Genomic DNA, 17461 nt, shown 5'->3' with positions numbered 1-17461 from the left:
ACACGCTCCTCTTGTCCGCCCCGGCAAACCCTTCTAACCCTTCCCCCGGCCGCGACGCGGGCAGACTGGCACGCCTCCTGCATTTGGGCGCTGGACGGGCCCTTGGCTCGTGACGGACAGAAGTCGACGAAGGATGTTCGATGAAGAAGGTCGAAGCGATCATCAAGCCGTTCAAGCTGGATGAGGTGAAAGAGGCGCTTCAGGAGGTCGGCCTGCAGGGCATCACGGTGACCGAGGCCAAGGGCTTCGGCCGCCAGAAGGGCCACACCGAGCTCTATCGCGGTGCCGAATACGTCGTCGATTTTCTGCCCAAGGTGAAGGTCGAGATCGTCCTGTCGGACGAGGCGGTCGACGCGGCCGTCGAGGCGATCCGCAAGGCCGCCCAGACCGGGCGCATCGGCGACGGCAAGATCTTTGTCTCCAATATCGAGGAAGCGATCCGCATCCGCACCGGCGAAACCGGCACCGACGCGATCTGATCGTCCGCAGTACCCTCTAGTTCAGTCAGTTACAGGAAGGACCGATATGACGACGGCCAACGACGTTCTGAAGCAGATCAAGGACAACGACGTCAAATTCGTCGATCTCCGCTTCACCGATCCGAAGGGCAAGATGCAGCACGTCACGATGGACGCCTCCGTCGTCGACGAGGACATGTTCTCGGAAGGGTCGATGTTCGACGGGTCGTCCATCGCCGGCTGGAAGGCGATCAACGAGTCGGACATGGTGCTGATGCCCGATCCGGAATCGGCTCACATGGACCCCTTCTTCGCCCAGTCGACGATGGCGGTCACCTGCGACATCCTCGACCCGATTTCCGGCGAGAGCTACAACCGCGATCCGCGTTCGACGGCCAAGAAGGCCGAGGCCTACCTCAACCAGTCCGGCATCGGCGACACCGCGTATTTCGGCCCCGAGGCCGAGTTCTTCATCTTCGACGACGTCCGCTACAAGGCCGACCCGTACAACACCGGCTTCAAGCTGGACTCAACCGAACTGCCGTCGAATGACGACGCCGAGTACGAGACCGGCAATCTCGGCCACCGCCCGCGCGTCAAGGGCGGCTACTTCCCGGTTCCGCCGATCGACAGCTGCCAGGACATCCGCTCCGAGATGCTGACGGTGATGGCCGAGATGGGCGTCTCGGTCGAGAAGCACCACCACGAGGTGGCGGCGGCCCAGCACGAGCTCGGCATCAAGTTCGACACGCTGACGCGCAACGCCGACAAGATGCAGATCTACAAGTACGTGATCCATCAGGTCGCCAATGCCTACGGCAAGACGGCGACCTTCATGCCGAAGCCGATCTTCGGCGACAACGGCTCGGGCATGCACGTGCACCAGTCGATCTGGAAGGACGGCAAGCCGACCTTCGCCGGCAACGACTATGCCGGCCTGTCGGAGACGGCGCTGTTCTACATCGGCGGCATCATCAAGCACGCCAAGGCGCTGAACGCCTTCACCAACCCGTCGACCAACTCGTTCAAGCGCCTGGTGCCGGGCTACGAGGCGCCGGTGCTGCTGGCCTACTCGGCCCGCAACCGCTCGGCCTCCTGCCGCATCCCCTTCGGTCAGTCGCCGAAGGCCAAGCGCGTCGAGGTCCGCTTCCCGGATCCGACGGCGAACCCGTACCTCGCCTTCTCGGCCATGCTGATGGCCGGCCTCGACGGCATCAAGAACAAGATCCATCCGGGCTCTGCCATGGACAAGGATCTGTACGACCTGCCGCCGGAGGAGCTGAAGGAGATCCCGACCGTCTGCCGTTCGCTGCGCGAGGCGATGGAGACGCTCGACAGCGACCGCGAGTTCCTCAAGGCCGGCGGCGTCTTCGACGACGACCAGATCGACGCCTTCATCGACCTGAAGATGGCCGAGGTCCTGCGCTTCGAGATGACGCCGCACCCGGTCGAGTTCGACATGTACTACTCGGTCTGAGGCCACCCGCCTCGACCTGACGCGAACCGACCCCCGCTCCGGCGGGGGTTTTCGTTCGAGCGGAGTGGGCTGTGCCGGCGTCCTCGCCCGTCACTTCAGCTGCGCGAAGATCCAGTTGAGCGTCTCGCGCCAGTCGATCATGCGGATCGGCGTGCCGTGGCCGCCGCCGTCGACGCGGACGTATCGCACGGGATAGCCCGGATGCGCTTTGCGCAGCCAGGCATAGAGCGCTTCGTCCTTTTCCGCCGGAAACACGCTGTCGGCGCTGCCATGCGCCAGCACGAGCGGCAGCTCCCGATCGCCGGCCGCCCTCAGCAGGCCCTGGAGCGCCTCCCGCTCGTTGTTGGCACCCAGCAGCACCATCCCGTCGAGATCCTCGACGGCCTGTGGATCGCCGGCCGCCGCCCAGCAGATCGCGCCGCCCATCGAGCCGCAGGCCAGCACCAGCGGCGCCTGTGGACTGGCGGTGGACAGGCTGTGGAGAAGCGCCTCGATCCGGCGCTGGTCGGCGGGGCTGAAATCCCCCGCATCCGCCGTGACGTAAAGCCCGCCGGCCCGGTCCATCAGGTTCTTCAGCCGGTTGAAGTTGCCGCCGAATGTCCAGTCGTTCATGCCGAGCCGGCGGTCCCCGAGCCGGCCGTGGATGAAGACGAGGATAGCGGAGGGGTGCGCGCGCTCGCCGACGGTCATGAACTTCAACGCCCCGTCCGGCGTCGCGAGCACCGCCTCCTCCTGCCGGCGCAGCGGCGCGAGGTCCACATAGTCGCGCTTCACCCGGCGCTCGGGCACCTCGTCCCGCCCGTTGATGTCGCGCATCTCCTCATAGGCGACGTCGGTGACGCGTCCGCCGTCCCGCGTCGCCGTCAGCGGCGGATAGGCGAAGAGCGCGTCCTTGAACGGCCCAAGCTGCGGGCCGTCCGCGGCCGCGGATGCGCACTGGACCAGCAGCCACAGAAGCACGGTGCCGGCGCGGTGGATGGTGGTCATGCTTGCGCCCCCTCGCTCGCTTCGCGCGGAGGCCGAATCACCCCCTCCAGCCCGCGTAGATGGTCGGCCTCCGGCTGGTTCGGCAAGGCATGCGGCGTGTCGCCTGCGCCGCACCTTGCGACGAAAGGACTCGCTTTGGCCGTCAAAGCCGTGGACGACGGGACCGCAGGCAAGCGTACGCCGATGGATCGCTTGAAGAACATTTCGGAAACTTGTAGCCCTCGATCCTATGGATTTCGCCCGCGAAGTCACCTCTCCACGAGCGGCAAGAGCCCGATGAGCGACGACCTCTTCTCAGGAGCCGCTGCGAAGGCGCGTCCGGCGCCGGCGGCGCGCGCCCGCCCCAAGCCCGCCCTCGAACCCGGCGAGGCCGAGCGGCCAGCCGTCGCGCCCGCCGCCGGCGGCGACTACACCGCGGCCGACATCGAGGTGCTGGAGGGGCTGGAGCCGGTTCGGCGCCGCCCCGGCATGTATGTCGGCGGAACCGACGAGAAGGCGCTGCACCACCTGTTCGCCGAGGTCATCGACAACTCGATGGACGAAGCGGTCGCCGGCCATGCCAACTTCATCGAGGTGTCGCTGGAGGCCGACGGCTTCCTGTCGGTCACCGACAATGGCCGTGGCATCCCGATCGACCCGCATCCGAAGTACAAGACGAAGTCGGCGCTCGAGGTGATCATGACCACGCTGCATGCCGGCGGCAAGTTCGACTCCAAGGTCTACGAGACCTCGGGCGGCCTGCACGGCGTCGGCGTCTCCGTCGTCAACGCACTGTCGGACGTGCTCGAGGTGGAGGTCGCGCGCAATCGGAGACTCTACCGCCAGACCTTCGCCCGCGGCCTGCCGACCTCCGGCCTCATCGAGGTCGGCGACGTGCAGAACCGTCGGGGCACGCGCACCCGCTTCCGGCCGGACCCGGAGATCTTCGGCAAGGGCGCGACCTTCGATCCCGCACGCCTGTTCGCGATGGCGCGCTCGAAGGCCTATCTCTTCGGCGGCGTCGAGATCCGCTGGGCCTGCGAGCCGAGCCTTCTGAAGGAGGGCGACGAGACACCCTCGCGGGCGAGCTTCCACTTCCCAGGGGGCCTCAAGGACTATCTCGACTCGACGCTCGGCGCCGAGACCCGGGTGACGCCGCAGATCTTCGCCGGTCGCACCCAGAAGCTCTCCGGCCACGGCGCGGTGGAATGGGCCGTGACCTGGACCGCCGACGACGGCGTCGTGCGGTCCTACTGCAACACCATCCCCACGCCGGAGGGCGGCACCCACGAAGCGGGGCTGCGCAACGTTCTCCTGCGCGGTCTCAGGGCTTTTGCGGAAGTCTCGGGCAACCGGCGCGCCGCGGCGATCACCGCCGACGACGTGATGGTGACCTGCTCGGCGATGCTCTCGGTCTTCATTCGCGAGCCGGAATTCGTCGGCCAGACCAAGGACCGCCTCGCAACCGTCGAGGCGCAGCGCATCGTCGAGGGCGCGCTGCGCGATTCCTTCGACATCTGGCTCGCCTCCTCGCCGCAGGAGGCCGCCAAGGTCATCGACTGGGTGGCCGACCGGGCCGACGAGCGCCTGCGCCGCCGCCAGGAGAAGGAGATCAGCCGCAAGAGCGCGACGCGCAAGCTGCGGCTGCCCGGCAAGCTCGCCGACTGCACCCAGGCCGGCACGTCCGGCTCGGAGATCTTCATCGTCGAGGGCGATTCGGCTGGCGGTTCGGCCAAGCAGGCGCGCGACCGCGCCCGCCAGGCCGTGCTGCCGCTGCGCGGCAAGATCCTCAACGTCGCGAGCGCCGGGCGCGAGAAGCTCGGCGCCAACCAGCAGATCTCGGACCTCACGCAGGCGCTCGGCTGCGGCACCGGCTCGCGCTACCGCGAGGCGGATTTGCGTTATGAGCGCGTCGTGATCATGACCGACGCCGACGTCGACGGCGCCCACATCGCCTCGCTGCTGATCACCTTCTTCTATCAGGAGATGCCCGAGCTCATCCGCAACGGCCATCTCTTCCTCGCCGTGCCGCCGCTCTACAAGCTGAGCCAGGGCGGCAAGACCGTCTATGCCCGCGACGATCGTGACCGCGAGCGGCTGACCCAGCGCGAGTTCAAGGGCCGGGGCAAGGTCGAGGTCAGCCGCTTCAAGGGGCTGGGCGAGATGCTGCCCGCGCAGTTGAAGGAAACGACGATGGACCCGAGGAAGCGCACGCTGCTGCGGGTCGCCATCGACGACGCGCCGGAGGCCGGCACCGCGGGCGCCGTCGACGCCCTGATGGGCAACAAGCCGGAGGCGCGCTTCCGCTTCCTCCAGGATCGCGCCGCCTTCGTCGAGGATCTCGACGTCTGAACCCGCGACCCCGTCGGGTCGGCACCGTCACATCGAGATCGGCCCGCGCCCACGTCGGAGCGGCGCCTGCCGGCAGATCGCCAGCTGCTGCTGGCAGAGCCGCGACGCCTGCGTCGGCGCGGCCCCCGCCCGTGCCGCGGCCTGCGCGCACCGGCGCAGCCAGCCCCTTTCCCCCAGTCGATGCAGGGCGTCGATGACGCTGGCGCACGGAGAGACAGCCGCCGCGGGCAGCACAGCCTCGCGTGCCGGAGCGGCGGCACCCATTCCGCAGAGGCACATCAGTACGATCACCATCCGTGTGCTCAAGCGCAAATCTTGTGAGGTCATGATCCATACCATTTCCTGGCGATGCCGGCTCCGATCGGGCATCTTAAGATTTGCGCAACCATAGCGCACAATAATCCTGGCTGTCGTTTAGAGAGCTGCTGATTCGCTGGGGGACATGCCGATGTCGGCCACATACAGATGCGCCGCGACTGTCGCGGCGAGCCTTATGACTTTCGCCGCTTCACAGTCCGCCTCGGCCGCCGATCTGGCACCAGCCGAGCCGGTTGTCTACGCTCCGGAGTTCGCGGGCAGCTTCGGCACCCGCTACTTCCTAAACACCGGGAAGACCCGCTACGATCTCTACACGGTCAGCGGTGCCGACGAAGTTTCGCGGCTCACCTACGACGATGTGACCACCAGCTCGATCGAGCTCTTCGGCAAGCTGCAGCACTCGAGCGGCATCTACCTCGACGGCTTCGTCGGTCTTGGCTGGTCGAACGACGGCAATCTTCAGGACGAGGATTTCGAGCCCTTCATCACGCCGTATTCCTCGACGGATTCCGATCTCGACGACAACCGTTTCAACTACGCCAAGATCGATCTCGGTTACGATCTCCTGGTTCGGGACCGGTTCAGCCTGGGTGCCTTTGCCGGCTATTTCTTCATGCACGAGCGGGAAAACGCCTTTGGCTGCCAGCAGACCGCCGGCAATCCCTTCGTCTGCGGCCTTGCTCCAATCGACAACGATGTCCGGGTGATCTCGTTCGAAGGCGACTGGAATGCGCTCCGCCTTGGCCTCTCGGGTCGCGTCGCGCTGACCGATCGCCTGAGTCTGAGCGGCGACGCCGCCTACCTGCCCTACGTGAAGTTCGACGGAAGCGACTCGCACTGGCTGCGCATCGGCACCGATTTCGCCGGTCCGACGCCTGCCGACGGCGACGGCGACGGCTACCAGTTCGAAGCGAAGCTGAATTACGCCGTCACCGACCACTTCGACGTCGGCCTCGGCGCCCGCTACTGGCGGCTGCAGATGGACGACGGCGACTTCCACTTCGAGGACAGCGCGCTGCCGCTCGGCGCCTTCCAGGCGCAGAAGACCGACATCACCACCGAGCGCCTCGGCGGCTTCATCGACGTCGCCTACCGCTTCTGATCCACGAGCGCCCGTCGATCCCTGGCCGCGGGCGCGCTCCCGGGCGGCACTGCCGCCCTCGGTGGCAGGGTCGCAAAAGCCTCACGGCAGTTCGCCAGGCTCTGCATGTTCGGCATATCGGGCGGGAGCGGGATCGGCTATAGCTGAGCCCGGCTCGCGTGGGCGGACGGCCCGGCTCAGGGAGACGCGGCGACGGGCCAGCTTCGCGCTCGAAGGGATTCCAGATGCTGACCCGCATGGCCGTTCTGTCGACCACTGCCGCCCTCCTTCTCATGGCCGGTGCCTCCGTCGCCGGCGCGCAGACGAGCGACGCACCCGCCGCCGCGCAGCCGGCGCCGGGGGATGCGCCCGCCACGCCGGAGGCCACCAGTCCCGCGACAACACCGAAGGCTGAGGACGGCGCAGGCACGCCCGCACCCGTGGCTCCGACCCCCGAAGGCGTGGCGAACGCCCCGCAGGCGCCGACCACCGGCGAGGCTGCGAGTGCGGCCAGCGCCGCCGACACCCTCTCGCCGCAGATCGAGGATGTGCAGACGCTCGGCCCCTGGACCGACGGCGACAAGAATGGCGTCTGGCGTGCGGTGATGATGCAGGACGGCAACGACCCGGACCGCTACCGTTTCTACGTTCAGCAGATCGAGATGACGGGCAGCCAGATGTCGCTGAAGTCGTCGACTGAGATCAAGGAAATCAACAAGATCCAGGGCACCATCGTTGGATACCGCGCCGACGAGCCGGACGACGAGGACAGCAATTCGCTGACGCTGTTCTTCGACATCGTCCCCTCGGAGGGCGAGATCGCCGAGACCTACCAGCTGTTCTTCTTCCAGAACCAGCCATACCGCTTCGGGCCCGCCACCAACTGAGCGGCGTCCGAGCCGGCCCTCCACACCCCGCGCCAGCGCCCTGCCGGGTTCCGCTCGCCGCGAGCGATGAATGTGGCCGCGCAACAAAAGACTGTCTTTACCGCGTCGCGTCTGTAAAAGCCGCGGCGCGTGACCTATATGCGGGCTACGGTTGACAGGATTGTCTGCGAGCCCTATCGCCCCTGTCTATCAGCCGCCGTTCCTTATCTTCCGCATCGCGAGACATCGAAGCTTCATGCAGTTTTCCGATCTCGGCCTCAGCGCCAAAGTGCTTTCCGCCGTCGAGGCGGCCGGCTATTCGGCGCCCACTCCGATCCAGGCCGAGGCGATCCCGCATGCGCTGCAGCGGCGCGACGTGCTCGGCATCGCGCAGACCGGCACCGGCAAGACCGCCTCCTTCGTGTTGCCGATGATCACGCACCTCGAAAAGGGACGGGCCCGGGCGCGCATGCCGCGCACCCTGATCGTCGAACCGACGCGTGAACTCGCGGCGCAGGTGGAGGAATCCTTCGTCAAGTACGGCAAGGACCAGAAGCTGAACGTCGCGCTCCTGATCGGCGGCATGTCCTTCGACGAGCAGGACCGCAAGATCGATCGCGGCGTCGACGTCCTGATCGCCACGCCCGGCCGCCTTCTCGACCACTTCGAGCGCGGCAAGCTGCTGCTGACCGCTGTTGAGATCCTGGTGATCGACGAGGCCGACCGCATGCTCGACATGGGGTTCATCCCGGACATCGAGCGGATCTGCAAGCTTCTGCCCTTCACGCGCCAGACGCTGTTCTTCTCCGCGACCATGCCGCCGGAGATCACGCGGCTCACCGAGCAGTTCCTGCAGAACCCGGTTCGGGTCGAGGTGGCCAAGGCCTCCTCCACCGCCACGACCGTCGAGCAGAAGCTCGTCGCCACGCGCGGCGAGGACTACGAGAAGCGGGCGACGCTGCGGCGCGTCCTCGAACAGCAGGACGATCTCACCAACGCGATCATCTTCTGCAACCGCAAGCGGGACATCTCGGTGCTGTTCCGCTCGCTGGAGAAGCACGGCTTCTCGGTCGGCGCGCTGCATGGCGACATGGACCAGCGGGCGCGCATGGCGATGCTGCAAGGCTTCCGCGACAACAAGCTGACGCTCCTGGTCGCTTCGGACGTCGCGGCGCGGGGCCTCGACATTCCCGCCGTGAGCCATGTCTTCAACTTCGACGTGCCGATCCATTCTGAGGACTACGTCCACCGCATCGGCCGCACCGGTCGCGCCGGCCGCTCCGGCAAGGCGTTCACCCTGGTCGCCAAGACGGACCGGAAGTATCTCGACTCGATCCACCGGTTGATCGGCCGCGAGATCGACTGGCTCGACGGAACTCTTGCCGACCTGCCGGCCGACGAGGAAGGCCGCGAGCGTCCGGAGGGACGGAGCAGCCGGGCACGCGGCGGATCGACCCGCCGACGCGGCGCACGCTCGGACGAGAGCCGGCCGGCAAAGGTCGAGGCGGTCGAAGCCGTCGAGGTCGAGGAGGCCCCGGTCGAGGTCGCCGCGCCGCTCCGCGAGCGCGCCCCCTCCAATCCCGTTCCCTCGGAGCGCGGCCGTTCGGCCTCGCCCCGCAGCGGCTCGGGTTCGTCCTCCCGCTCCCGTGGCGGTCGCGACCGACATCGCGGTGACGATCCCTCGCCCGTCGGCTTCGGCGACGAGATCCCGGCCTTCATGCTCATCGCCACAGGCACCTGAGACCGAGCGTCTCCCGCCCTCGCAAGGAGGGCGGAGGCGGCTTCCCTTTGGCTTGTCGATCGCTATATAGTCAGACGAATAGCGAGGCTGGCATGGCGATCGAAGCGCGGGTTGTCCTGAAGACGGATGCCGCCCCTGTCGTAGGGCGGGAGCGGATCGCGCTGCTCGAGGCGGTCGCGCGGCAAGGCAGCATTTCCGCCGGCGCGCGCGAGGCCGGCCTCAGCTACAAGGCCGCGTGGGACGCGCTCGATGCGATGTCGAACCTCTTCGGCACGCCGCTCGTCGTCTCTCAGGTCGGCGGAAAGTCCGGCGGCGGGGCTCGTCTCACGACGGCCGGCGAACGTGCGATCGCAGCCTTCCGGCGGCTGGAGGCCGAACTTGGGCGGATCGCCCGCGCGGTGGAGCCCGGCCTGGCCGGAACGGGCATCTCGCCGCTTTCACTGTTCTCAGGATTTGCGATGAAGACGAGCGCTCGCAACGCCTTGCGCGGGACCGTCCGTGCCTTGTCCCTTGGCGGGCTGTCGGTCGAGGTCGAGGTCGAGGTCGGCGACCGCCTGATCTACGCGCTCGTCACGCAGGACAGTCTGCGCGAGCTCGGCCTGTTCGAGGGACGTGCTGTCATCCTGCTGATCAAGGCGCCCTTCGTCATGCTGGCCGTCGGGGAGACCCCGCCGGTGACCAGCGTGCGCAACTGCATCTCGGGGATCGTAAGGCGATGCGAGATCCTGTCGCCCGGCGCCGAGGTGACTCTCGACATCGGCGCAGGGCGCAGCCTCGTGGCGACGATCACTGCCACCAGCGCCGAGTCACTGGGCTTGCAACCCGGCGATCCCGCGCACGCCATGTTCGACGCGGGCCACGTCATTCTCGCCATCGACTGACACGCTGCGTCGGTCGCCGCAGTCGCCCGCCACTTGTCCGGAGATCTCACATGAACGCCGCGCCCGCTTTCGCTCTCCTCGTTGCGATCGTCGCCGTACCCACGGCGCCCAAGACGGCGTCGGCGGCCGACCTCAGCGTCGCCGTCGCCGCGAACTTCACCGACGCCGCCAAGGAAATCGCGGCCGCCTACGAGGCCGAGACCGGCACGCATGTGCGGCTGAGCTTCGGCTCGACCGGCACCCTCTACAGCCAGATCTCGCAGGGCGCGCCGTTCGAAGTCTTCCTCGCCGCCGATCAGGAGCGCCCGCGCAAGGCGCTCGAGGAGGAGCTGGCCGTGGCGGGCAGCGACTTCACCTATGCGGTGGGACGACTGGTGCTGTGGAGCGCCGAAGCGGAAACGGTCGCCGGCGAGGAGACCCTGCGCACCGGCGGCTTCTCCAAGCTCGCCGTCGCCGATCCGACGGCCGCCCCCTACGGCGCCGCCGCGATCGAGGTCATCGAACGTCTCGGCCTCACGGAGACCCTGCGGAGCAAGCTCGTCCAGGGCAGCAGCATCGCGCAGACCTTCCAGTTCGTGCAGACGGGCAACGCCGAACTCGGCTTCGTCGCCCTGTCGCAGGTGCCGGCGGACGGCGGCTCGCGCTGGGAGGTGCCGCAGTCGCTCTACACGCCGATCCGGCAGGATGCCGTGCTGCTCAAGACCGGCGCCGCCGATCCTGCGGCCCGCGCCTTCTGCGATTTTCTCCGGTCGCCACAGGCCACCGCGATCATCGCCCGCTACGGCTATGGCCTGCCGGGCGGGAGCTGAGCGGCACGATGGGGATGTCCGAGGATCTGTGGAGTCCGGTCCGGCTGACGCTCGAGCTCGCAGCGCTGACGACCCTCGTCCTCTTCATCGTCGGCACGCCGCTCGCCTGGTGGCTCGCCGGCACGCGCGCCCGCTGGAAGGAGGCGGTCGCCGCGATCGTTGCCCTGCCGCTGGTGCTGCCGCCGACGGTGATCGGGTTTTACCTGCTCGTCGCGCTCGGGCCGTCGGGGCCCGGCGGCTGGATCGCCGGTCTGTGGGGTGGACGCACCCTCGCCTTCTCCTTCACCGGGCTCCTGATCGGCTCGGTCGTGTATTCGCTTCCCTTCGTCGTCCAGCCGCTGCGCAACGCCTTCGAGGCCGTCGGGGAGCGGCCGCTGGAGGTTGCGGCGACGCTGCGTGCCTCCCCCTTCGAGGCGTTCCGGCGCGTCGCGCTGCCGCTCGCCCGACGCGGCTTTCTGACGGCCGGCGTCCTCGGCTTCGCCCATACGATCGGCGAGTTCGGGGTCGTCCTGATGATCGGTGGCAACATCCCGGGTGAAACCAAGGTGCTGTCGACCGCCATCTACGACTATGTCGAGACGCAGCGCTGGCAGGAGGCCAACCTTCTGGCGGCCGGGATGGTCCTCTTCGCCTTCGCCGCCATCCTGCTCGTCGGCCTGTCCGACGGCGCTGCGCGACGCGCACGCGCATGAACGACGGCGTCCGGGCGGCCTTTCGGGTGAGGCGCGGCGGTTTTGCGCTCGACGTCGCCTTCAAGGCGCCCGCGCGAGGCATCACGGCGCTGCATGGGCCATCCGGCTCCGGCAAGACGTCGATCTTGCGGGCCCTCGCCGGCCTCGACCGCCTTGATGGACGCTGCACGGTCGCCGGCGAGGTCTGGCAGGACGACGACGTGTTCCGGCCGCCTCATCGGCGCGCCGTCGGCTACATCTTTCAGGAACCGAGCCTGTTCGCGCACCTCTCGGTGCGAGACAATCTGATCTTCGGCATGCCGCGACGGGAGCGCCGCGCGCAGGGCGCTGTGTTCGACGAGACCGTGGAGCGTCTCGGGATCACCGGGCTGCTCGACCGCGACCCGCGCCACCTCTCCGGCGGCGAACGCCAGCGCGTGGCGATCGGACGGGCCCTCCTGTCGCGGCCGCGGCTGATGCTGATGGACGAGCCGCTCGCGGCGCTCGACCCGGATGCGAAGGATCGGATCCTGGAGCTCATCGAGGAGCTGCCGCGCGACTTTGCGGTGCCGGTCGTTTACGTCGGACATGACATGCGCGAGATCGAGCGGATCGCTCATCACATCGTGCTGGTGGACAAGGGGCGCATTCTTGCCGAGGGGCCGCTCGGCCGCCTGCAGGCCGACCCGACCCTGCCTCTCTCCGCCGCCCGCGACGCAGCGGTCGCCGTCGACGCGACGGTTGCCGGCCACGACGCGGCGTGGGGTCTCCTGTCGCTGGCGGTCGGCGAGGTCCGGCTTCTCGTGCCGGGCGAGGCACGGCCGCTGGGTGCGGCGCAACGGCTTCGCATCGCGGCAAGCGACGTGTCGATCAGCCTCCTGCCGCCCGTCGATTCGTCCATCCTCAACAGCGTCCGTGTGGCGGTCGCCGCAGCCGAGCCTGCCGGCCCTGCCGAGACACTGCTCGTGCTGGACCTCCTCGACGCGCCCGGGCAGCGTCTGCTCGCACGGATCAGCCGGCGCTCGTTCGCCGAGCTTGACCTGCGCCCGGGCCGCGCCGTGCATGCCCAGATCAAGGGCGTGGCGTTGGCCGGCTGAGGTTGCGGCGCCGGCGCTCGATCGTCAGGCGGCCGAAGCCGCGGCGTGAGCCGGGCGCGAGACGACCGTCGCTTCGGCCGGCATCGGACGGCCGGTGAGATAACCCTGGACGGCATCGCAGCCGAGATCGGAGAGGATCTGCTTCTGATCGTCCGTCTCGACCCCTTCGCCCAGCGTCTGGATGCCCATGTCGCGGCCGATCTGCGCGATCGCCCTCAAGACCGCCATCGCCTTGGCGTCGACCGCCGCGGCGCTGACGAAGCTGCGGTCGATCTTGATCCGGTCGAGCGGCAGGTCCTTCAGGTGGGCGAGCGACGAATAGCCGGTACCGAAATCGTCCATGGCTACCTTGATGCCCAGCGTGCGCAAGAGCGTGAGCGTCTCGGCGACATGCGGCGCATCGGCGACCATCGCGGTCTCGGTCAACTCGATCTCCAACCGCGACGGCGGCAGGCCGCTGGCGGACAGGGCATTGGTGATCTGCGACAGAAGCAGCGGCGACTCGAACTGCACCGCCGAGACGTTGACGGCGACATATTGGCCGCCGTCCCATTTCATCGCCTGTCGGCAGGCCTCCTCGAGCACCCATGCCCCGATCGCGATGATGCTGCCGTTCTTCTCGGCGACCGGGATGAAGGTCGCGGGGGAGATCAGGCCGCGCGTCGGATGACTCCAGCGGATCAGCGCCTCATAGCCCAGCGTGACGTTCGTCTGAAGGTCGATCACCGGCTGGTAGACGAGATGAAACCCGTGCTGCGACACGGCGAGTTTCAGGTCCTCCTCCAAGCGAAGTCCGTCGGCGGCCCGTTCGAGCATCCCATGCTCGTAGGCGAAGACCTGGCCGCGGCCGCGGCGCTTGGCCTCGTAGAGCGCCATGTCGGCTCGCTGCATCATCGTCTCGGCGTCGACCGCCCCGCCGCGTTCGCCGCGGTCATCGTTACAGCAGACGCCGATGCTGGCGCCGATCGCCACGACGAACTCTTCAATCTTGAAGGGCGCGCTCAGCGCATCGACGATCCGGTCAGCGATCGCCATGGCGAGGTCACCGTCGCCGGAGATCAGGACGGCAAGCTCGTCGCCACCGATGCGCGCGGCGAACCCGTCGCCATCGACCTCCCGGCGGATCCGGGCGGCCACCTCGACCAGCAGGTGGTCGCCGGTTGCATGACCGTAGACGTCGTTGACGGTCTTGAAGCGGTCGAGATCGACCAGCAGCAGTTGGAAGGGCTCTTCGGCTGAAAAGCTGCGCTCCATCCGGGCCTGCAGGCCGCGCCGGTTGGCCAGCCCGGTCAGCGGGTCGTGAAAAGCCATCCGGCGCAACTGCTCGGTGGACGTCGCGCGCATACGGTCGTCGATGAGATAGCTGGAGATCCCCGTGCCGATCACGATCAGGCTGGCGATCAGGACGGAGAGCGCCATCGCGCCAAAGGCCGCCGCATGTCCGACGCCGAGGGCGAGACCGACCGGCTCGACACTGAACGCCGCCATCCCGGTGAAATGGAGCGCCAGGATCGCAGCACCGAGCAATGCGGTCGACACATAGGCCATGCCGCCCGATGACCAGCGGCGCGCGGCCGCGACGGTGGCGATCGACAGGAGCACCGACAGCGCCAGCGAGACGGTGATGTAGCCCTGGCTCCAGCGAACGAGGCCTTCCAGGCGATAGGCGAACATGCCGGTGTAGTGCATCGCGGCGATCGCCACGCCCATCATGCCGCCGCCGAGGATGCTCGCGAGCATCGGCGAGGCCATGGCGGCGAGCGGGAAAGCGACGCCGACCCCGCCCACGGCGATCAGCACCGACACCATGGTCAGCACCGGATCGAACGAAACCGCCACCCCTGGCTCGTAGCCGAGGATCGCGATGAAATGGGTGCCCCAGATCGCCGAGCCGGTGCAGACCGCGCCGAGAAAGACCCACCCGATTCGGGGCAGACCGGACGTCGCCAACATGCGCCGAAGCAGCCGGGTCGAGACCAGGCATCCCACGACGCACATCAGCACTGCGAGCAGGATGAAGATCGGGTCATGCTCGGTGAAGATACAGGTGATCGCGCGCATCAGAGCCTTCGAGCGGTCGTGCGCGAGCATACTGGGGGGCAGATGTTAATGTTCAGTAAGTCATTCGAAAGACTTGTTGATGGTGACAAGTCGAACGATCCAGCCGGCAGCGTCGCGTGCGGCGAACGCAGCCGGTGGTGATGTACACGTGGTCGTCGAAGCGCGGGTGACGGCGCGCCTACATCAAGCCGAGGACGGCGAGTTCGTAGCGCAGGTCGGCGGGCAGTTCGTCGGTGTCGTCGCCGGACGCCAGGTCATCCGGCGCATCGGCGGCATCGAGATAGCGCCAGCCCTGGAACGCCCGGCGCGGCTGCGGACGCGTCAGGACCAGCGCAGGCTGGAGAACGATGTGGCAACGCGAGATGCCCTCGGCGTCCACCACCTGGCGCAGGTCGAGGATCGGCTGGCGCGCGCGCACCTGACCCCGGATCACCCAGAACAGCGAACCGCCGTCGAGGATTTCGCCGCTCCTTTTCGGGAACATACGCGTCTGGTGCAACTGCTCGAACGGCCGGCGTTCGGCCGCGGCCGCGTGACGACGCGCGTCGATCCAACCCTCGAGATCCTCGGTGCTGTCGGCTCCGACGCAGAGCTTGATCAGGTGAAGTGCCATTCTCGAACCCGGAAAGGCGTCCTGCGCAGGATCACCGGGGACTGTATGCGACAATCCTACCCGATCTGACGACCTCGACGGCGTCTTCGACGCACTCGTCCACAATGAAGGCCTGCGATGGGAAAGCGCGCGCGGCGCTGCGGCGCGTGTGCCGTTCAGCTCGCGATGGCGACGGTGACGGGCTCGTTACTTCCGAAGAGCAGCACGAGGGCCAGGACCACGGCGAAGCCGGCAACGGTCAATGCGGCAACGCCCCAGCACGACTTCTGTACACTGTCATCCATTCGATCGGATGTTCCTGCTGAACCTGATGCGAAGTCCGCCTTACGGCACCGCACCCGAGGCGTTAATTACTGGTAAACCCGAGGGCTCACAAGAGGGACCGGGGCTGATCTCGCGATGCAGCATGGCCGACCTCAGTCTGGTGCAAGGCTCGACCCACGAAAGGCTCGGGATTGCCCCCGTTGCATCGATCTGCGATGCCCGGTGCACGGGTTGAGCGGAGGAGGTTCCCGTGGCCGGTCTGGATCTTCTCGATGCTCTGGCGCTCGTCGTCTACCTCGGCGGTTGGACGACCTACAACTGGATCACCGATTCCAGCCCCCTCGCCCGGTACGGCCTGTCCTTCGCGATGAACCTTCAGCGCCGCCGCTGGATGCAGGTGCTGCTGCGGCGCGACCTGCGGATGATCGACACCGCCATCCTGTCGGGCCTGCAGCAAGGCACCGGCTTCTTCGCCTCGGCTTGCATCTTCGCCATCGGCGGCTGCTTTGCGCTCCTCGGCGCCACCGATCGCATCGCGTCCATCGCGGCCGACCTGTCCTTCGCCGGACCGGTCGAGCGCCGGCTCGTCGAGGTCAAGCTGCTCGGCCTGGTGGCGATCTTCTCCTTTGCCTTCTTCAAGTTCGGCTGGGCCTATCGCCTCTTCAACTACTGCTCGATCCTGATCGGTGCCATTCCCTCGCGCGCCGAAGCCGAGCGCGATCCCGCGACCGCACAGGCGGCCGTCCGGCGGGCTGCGACGATGAACCAGCTGGCGGCCTTGAACTTCAATGCCGGCCTGCGTGCGGTCTTCTTCGCCTTGGCCTATCTCGGCTGGTTCGTCGGCCCCTACGTGCTGATGCTGATGACGGTGCTGGTGATCGCCATCCTCGGCAACCGCCAGTTCTTCTCCGCCGCGCGCTACGCGGTCGGGACGGATGGCGCGCTAGAGCCGGGCCGGACGGGGAAAGAGGCTGTCGATGCGCCCGCTCATCCAGTAGGCGAAGAGACCCAGATATTCCCGTAAGGCGAAGTCGACTTTCTCGGCGTTGCGCAACACCAGCGAGGACGGACGCCAGAGGGCCGGGCCGCTTGGGGTTCGGAAGTCGACCGGATAGGGCAGCACGTCGAAGCCTGCGCTCCGGAAGCATCCGACAGCCCGCGGCATGTGATAGGCCGAGGTGACGAGCAGCCAGGTTTCGCCCGGCTGCGGATTGGCCAGCGGCTTCGAATAGACCGCGTTCTCGGCCGTGTTGCGAGCCTTTCCCTCGAGCAGGATCCGCTCTTGCGGGATGCCCAGCGAGGTGAAGAAGGTCTTTGCCGCGTCGACCTCCGGAATATCGTCTTCCAGCACAGCCGCGACGCCCCCGGTGAACAGGAGCTTGGCGTCGGGATATCGGAGTGCGAGCGCCGCGGCCTGCGTCACCCGGTCGGCCGCCTCGTTCAGCTCGTCGCCGCCACGCGCCCGGGCCACCCGCGTGTCGAAGGAGCCGCCCAGCACCACGATGCCGTCGATCCGCTCGGGCAGCTCGGGCTTGGGGAAGCGCTGCTCGAGACCGTTCATCATCAGGAGGCCGAGCGGGCTGAACAGAACGAGGAGCAGACCGACGACCGAGAGGCCGAGCGCGATGCCGCCGAGGGCGGGCAGGCCCAGCCGGCGCAGGCCCCACCCGCATGCGGCCAGAAGCAGCAGCGCCACGAGCGGCTGCAAGACGAACCAGGCGAGCTTCGACAAGAGGAAAAACACGGCAGGCTCCGGCAAGGCTGGCGACGCGCGAGGATCCGGCCCCGCGGCTTGAGAGGGCCGAT

At 67.7% G+C, this 17461-nt stretch carries 16 protein-coding genes; 11 read left to right on the top strand and 5 right to left on the bottom strand.

The genetic code is table 11. The features are described from left to right. The first annotated feature begins 140 nt into the window (after nt 1-140). Nucleotides 141-479 (top strand): P-II family nitrogen regulator, encoded by a 339-nt coding sequence (locus NPA30_RS09895; protein WP_256802506.1) that lies wholly within the window; start codon nt 141-143, stop codon nt 477-479. A 46-nt stretch (nt 480-525) separates the two neighbouring features. Beyond that, a complete protein-coding gene (gene glnA / locus NPA30_RS09890) occupies nt 526-1935 on the top strand; it encodes a type I glutamate--ammonia ligase (protein ID WP_256802505.1) in 1410 nt (469 codons plus the stop codon). Between the two features lie 90 nt (nt 1936-2025). Here the strand turns inward: glnA and NPA30_RS09885 are convergent, their stop codons facing one another. After that, complete coding sequence (locus NPA30_RS09885; protein WP_256802504.1) at nt 2026-2922, bottom strand: alpha/beta hydrolase; 897 nt, start codon at nt 2920-2922, stop codon at nt 2026-2028. Between the two features lie 276 nt (nt 2923-3198). Here NPA30_RS09885 and parE point away from each other — a divergent pair, with 276 nt between their 5' ends. The 8 genes from parE (at nt 3199) to modC (ending at nt 12717) form a co-directional block, all read left to right on the top strand. After that, nucleotides 3199-5253 (top strand): DNA topoisomerase IV subunit B, encoded by a 2055-nt coding sequence (gene parE / locus NPA30_RS09880; RefSeq protein WP_256802503.1) that lies wholly within the window; start codon nt 3199-3201, stop codon nt 5251-5253. Between the two features lie 493 nt (nt 5254-5746). After that, nucleotides 5747-6673 (top strand): omptin family outer membrane protease, encoded by a 927-nt coding sequence (locus NPA30_RS09875; RefSeq protein WP_256802502.1) that lies wholly within the window; start codon nt 5747-5749, stop codon nt 6671-6673. A gap of 224 nt (nt 6674-6897) precedes the next feature. Next, nucleotides 6898-7539, top strand: a complete 642-nt coding sequence (locus tag NPA30_RS09870) for a hypothetical protein (RefSeq protein ID WP_256802501.1) — start codon at nt 6898-6900, stop codon at nt 7537-7539. Nucleotides 7540-7774: 235 nt separating this feature from the next. Continuing rightward, nucleotides 7775-9259: a DEAD/DEAH box helicase gene (locus NPA30_RS09865; protein ID WP_256802500.1), complete on the top strand. Its 1485-nt coding sequence runs from the start codon at nt 7775-7777 to the stop codon at nt 9257-9259. A gap of 92 nt (nt 9260-9351) precedes the next feature. After that, nucleotides 9352-10140, top strand: coding sequence for a TOBE domain-containing protein (locus NPA30_RS09860; protein WP_256802499.1), 789 nt, complete (start codon nt 9352-9354; stop codon nt 10138-10140). 50 nt (nt 10141-10190) lie between these two features. Next, nucleotides 10191-10949: a molybdate ABC transporter substrate-binding protein gene (gene modA, locus NPA30_RS09855; RefSeq protein ID WP_256802498.1), complete on the top strand. Its 759-nt coding sequence runs from the start codon at nt 10191-10193 to the stop codon at nt 10947-10949. Between the two features lie 14 nt (nt 10950-10963). Beyond that, nucleotides 10964-11641: a molybdate ABC transporter permease subunit gene (gene modB / locus NPA30_RS09850; RefSeq protein WP_256802496.1), complete on the top strand. Its 678-nt coding sequence runs from the start codon at nt 10964-10966 to the stop codon at nt 11639-11641. Continuing rightward, nucleotides 11638-12717, top strand: coding sequence for a molybdenum ABC transporter ATP-binding protein (modC, locus tag NPA30_RS09845; protein WP_256802494.1), 1080 nt, complete (start codon nt 11638-11640; stop codon nt 12715-12717). The genes modB and modC overlap by 4 nt, the downstream gene beginning before the upstream one ends. A gap of 24 nt (nt 12718-12741) precedes the next feature. On the opposite strand, the gene NPA30_RS09840 is transcribed toward modC, so the two are convergent. The 3 genes from NPA30_RS09840 to NPA30_RS09830 all read right to left on the bottom strand — a co-directional run bounded on the left by NPA30_RS09840 (nt 12742) and on the right by NPA30_RS09830 (nt 15675). After that, on the bottom strand, nt 12742-14778 hold the full coding sequence (locus NPA30_RS09840; RefSeq protein ID WP_256802493.1) for a putative bifunctional diguanylate cyclase/phosphodiesterase: 2037 nt from the start codon (nt 14776-14778) through the stop codon (nt 12742-12744). 178 nt (nt 14779-14956) lie between these two features. Then, nucleotides 14957-15391 carry a DUF1489 family protein gene (locus tag NPA30_RS09835; RefSeq protein ID WP_256802492.1) on the bottom strand — a complete coding sequence of 145 codons (435 nt, stop codon included), beginning with the start codon at nt 15389-15391 and terminating at the stop codon, nt 14957-14959. Nucleotides 15392-15546: 155 nt separating this feature from the next. Beyond that, the gene (locus tag NPA30_RS09830) at nt 15547-15675 is read right to left on the bottom strand and encodes a hypothetical protein (protein WP_256802491.1); all 129 of its coding nucleotides are present in this window, start codon (nt 15673-15675) and stop codon (nt 15547-15549) included. 230 nt (nt 15676-15905) lie between these two features. On the opposite strand from NPA30_RS09830, the gene NPA30_RS09825 reads away from it, so the two are divergent. Further along, the gene (locus NPA30_RS09825; RefSeq protein ID WP_256802490.1) at nt 15906-16679 is read left to right on the top strand and encodes a DUF599 domain-containing protein; all 774 of its coding nucleotides are present in this window, start codon (nt 15906-15908) and stop codon (nt 16677-16679) included. On the opposite strand, the gene NPA30_RS09820 is transcribed toward NPA30_RS09825, so the two are convergent. Continuing rightward, complete coding sequence (locus NPA30_RS09820) at nt 16599-17399, bottom strand: YdcF family protein (protein ID WP_256802489.1); 801 nt, start codon at nt 17397-17399, stop codon at nt 16599-16601. The genes NPA30_RS09825 and NPA30_RS09820 overlap by 81 nt on opposite strands. Nucleotides 17400-17461: the final 62 nt, after the last annotated feature.

This window comes from Mangrovibrevibacter kandeliae, assembly GCF_024519155.1.
GTDB lineage: Bacteria > Pseudomonadota > Alphaproteobacteria > Rhizobiales > Rhizobiaceae > Mangrovibrevibacter > Mangrovibrevibacter kandeliae.
This window is presented reverse-complemented; position numbering and strand designations above follow the sequence as displayed.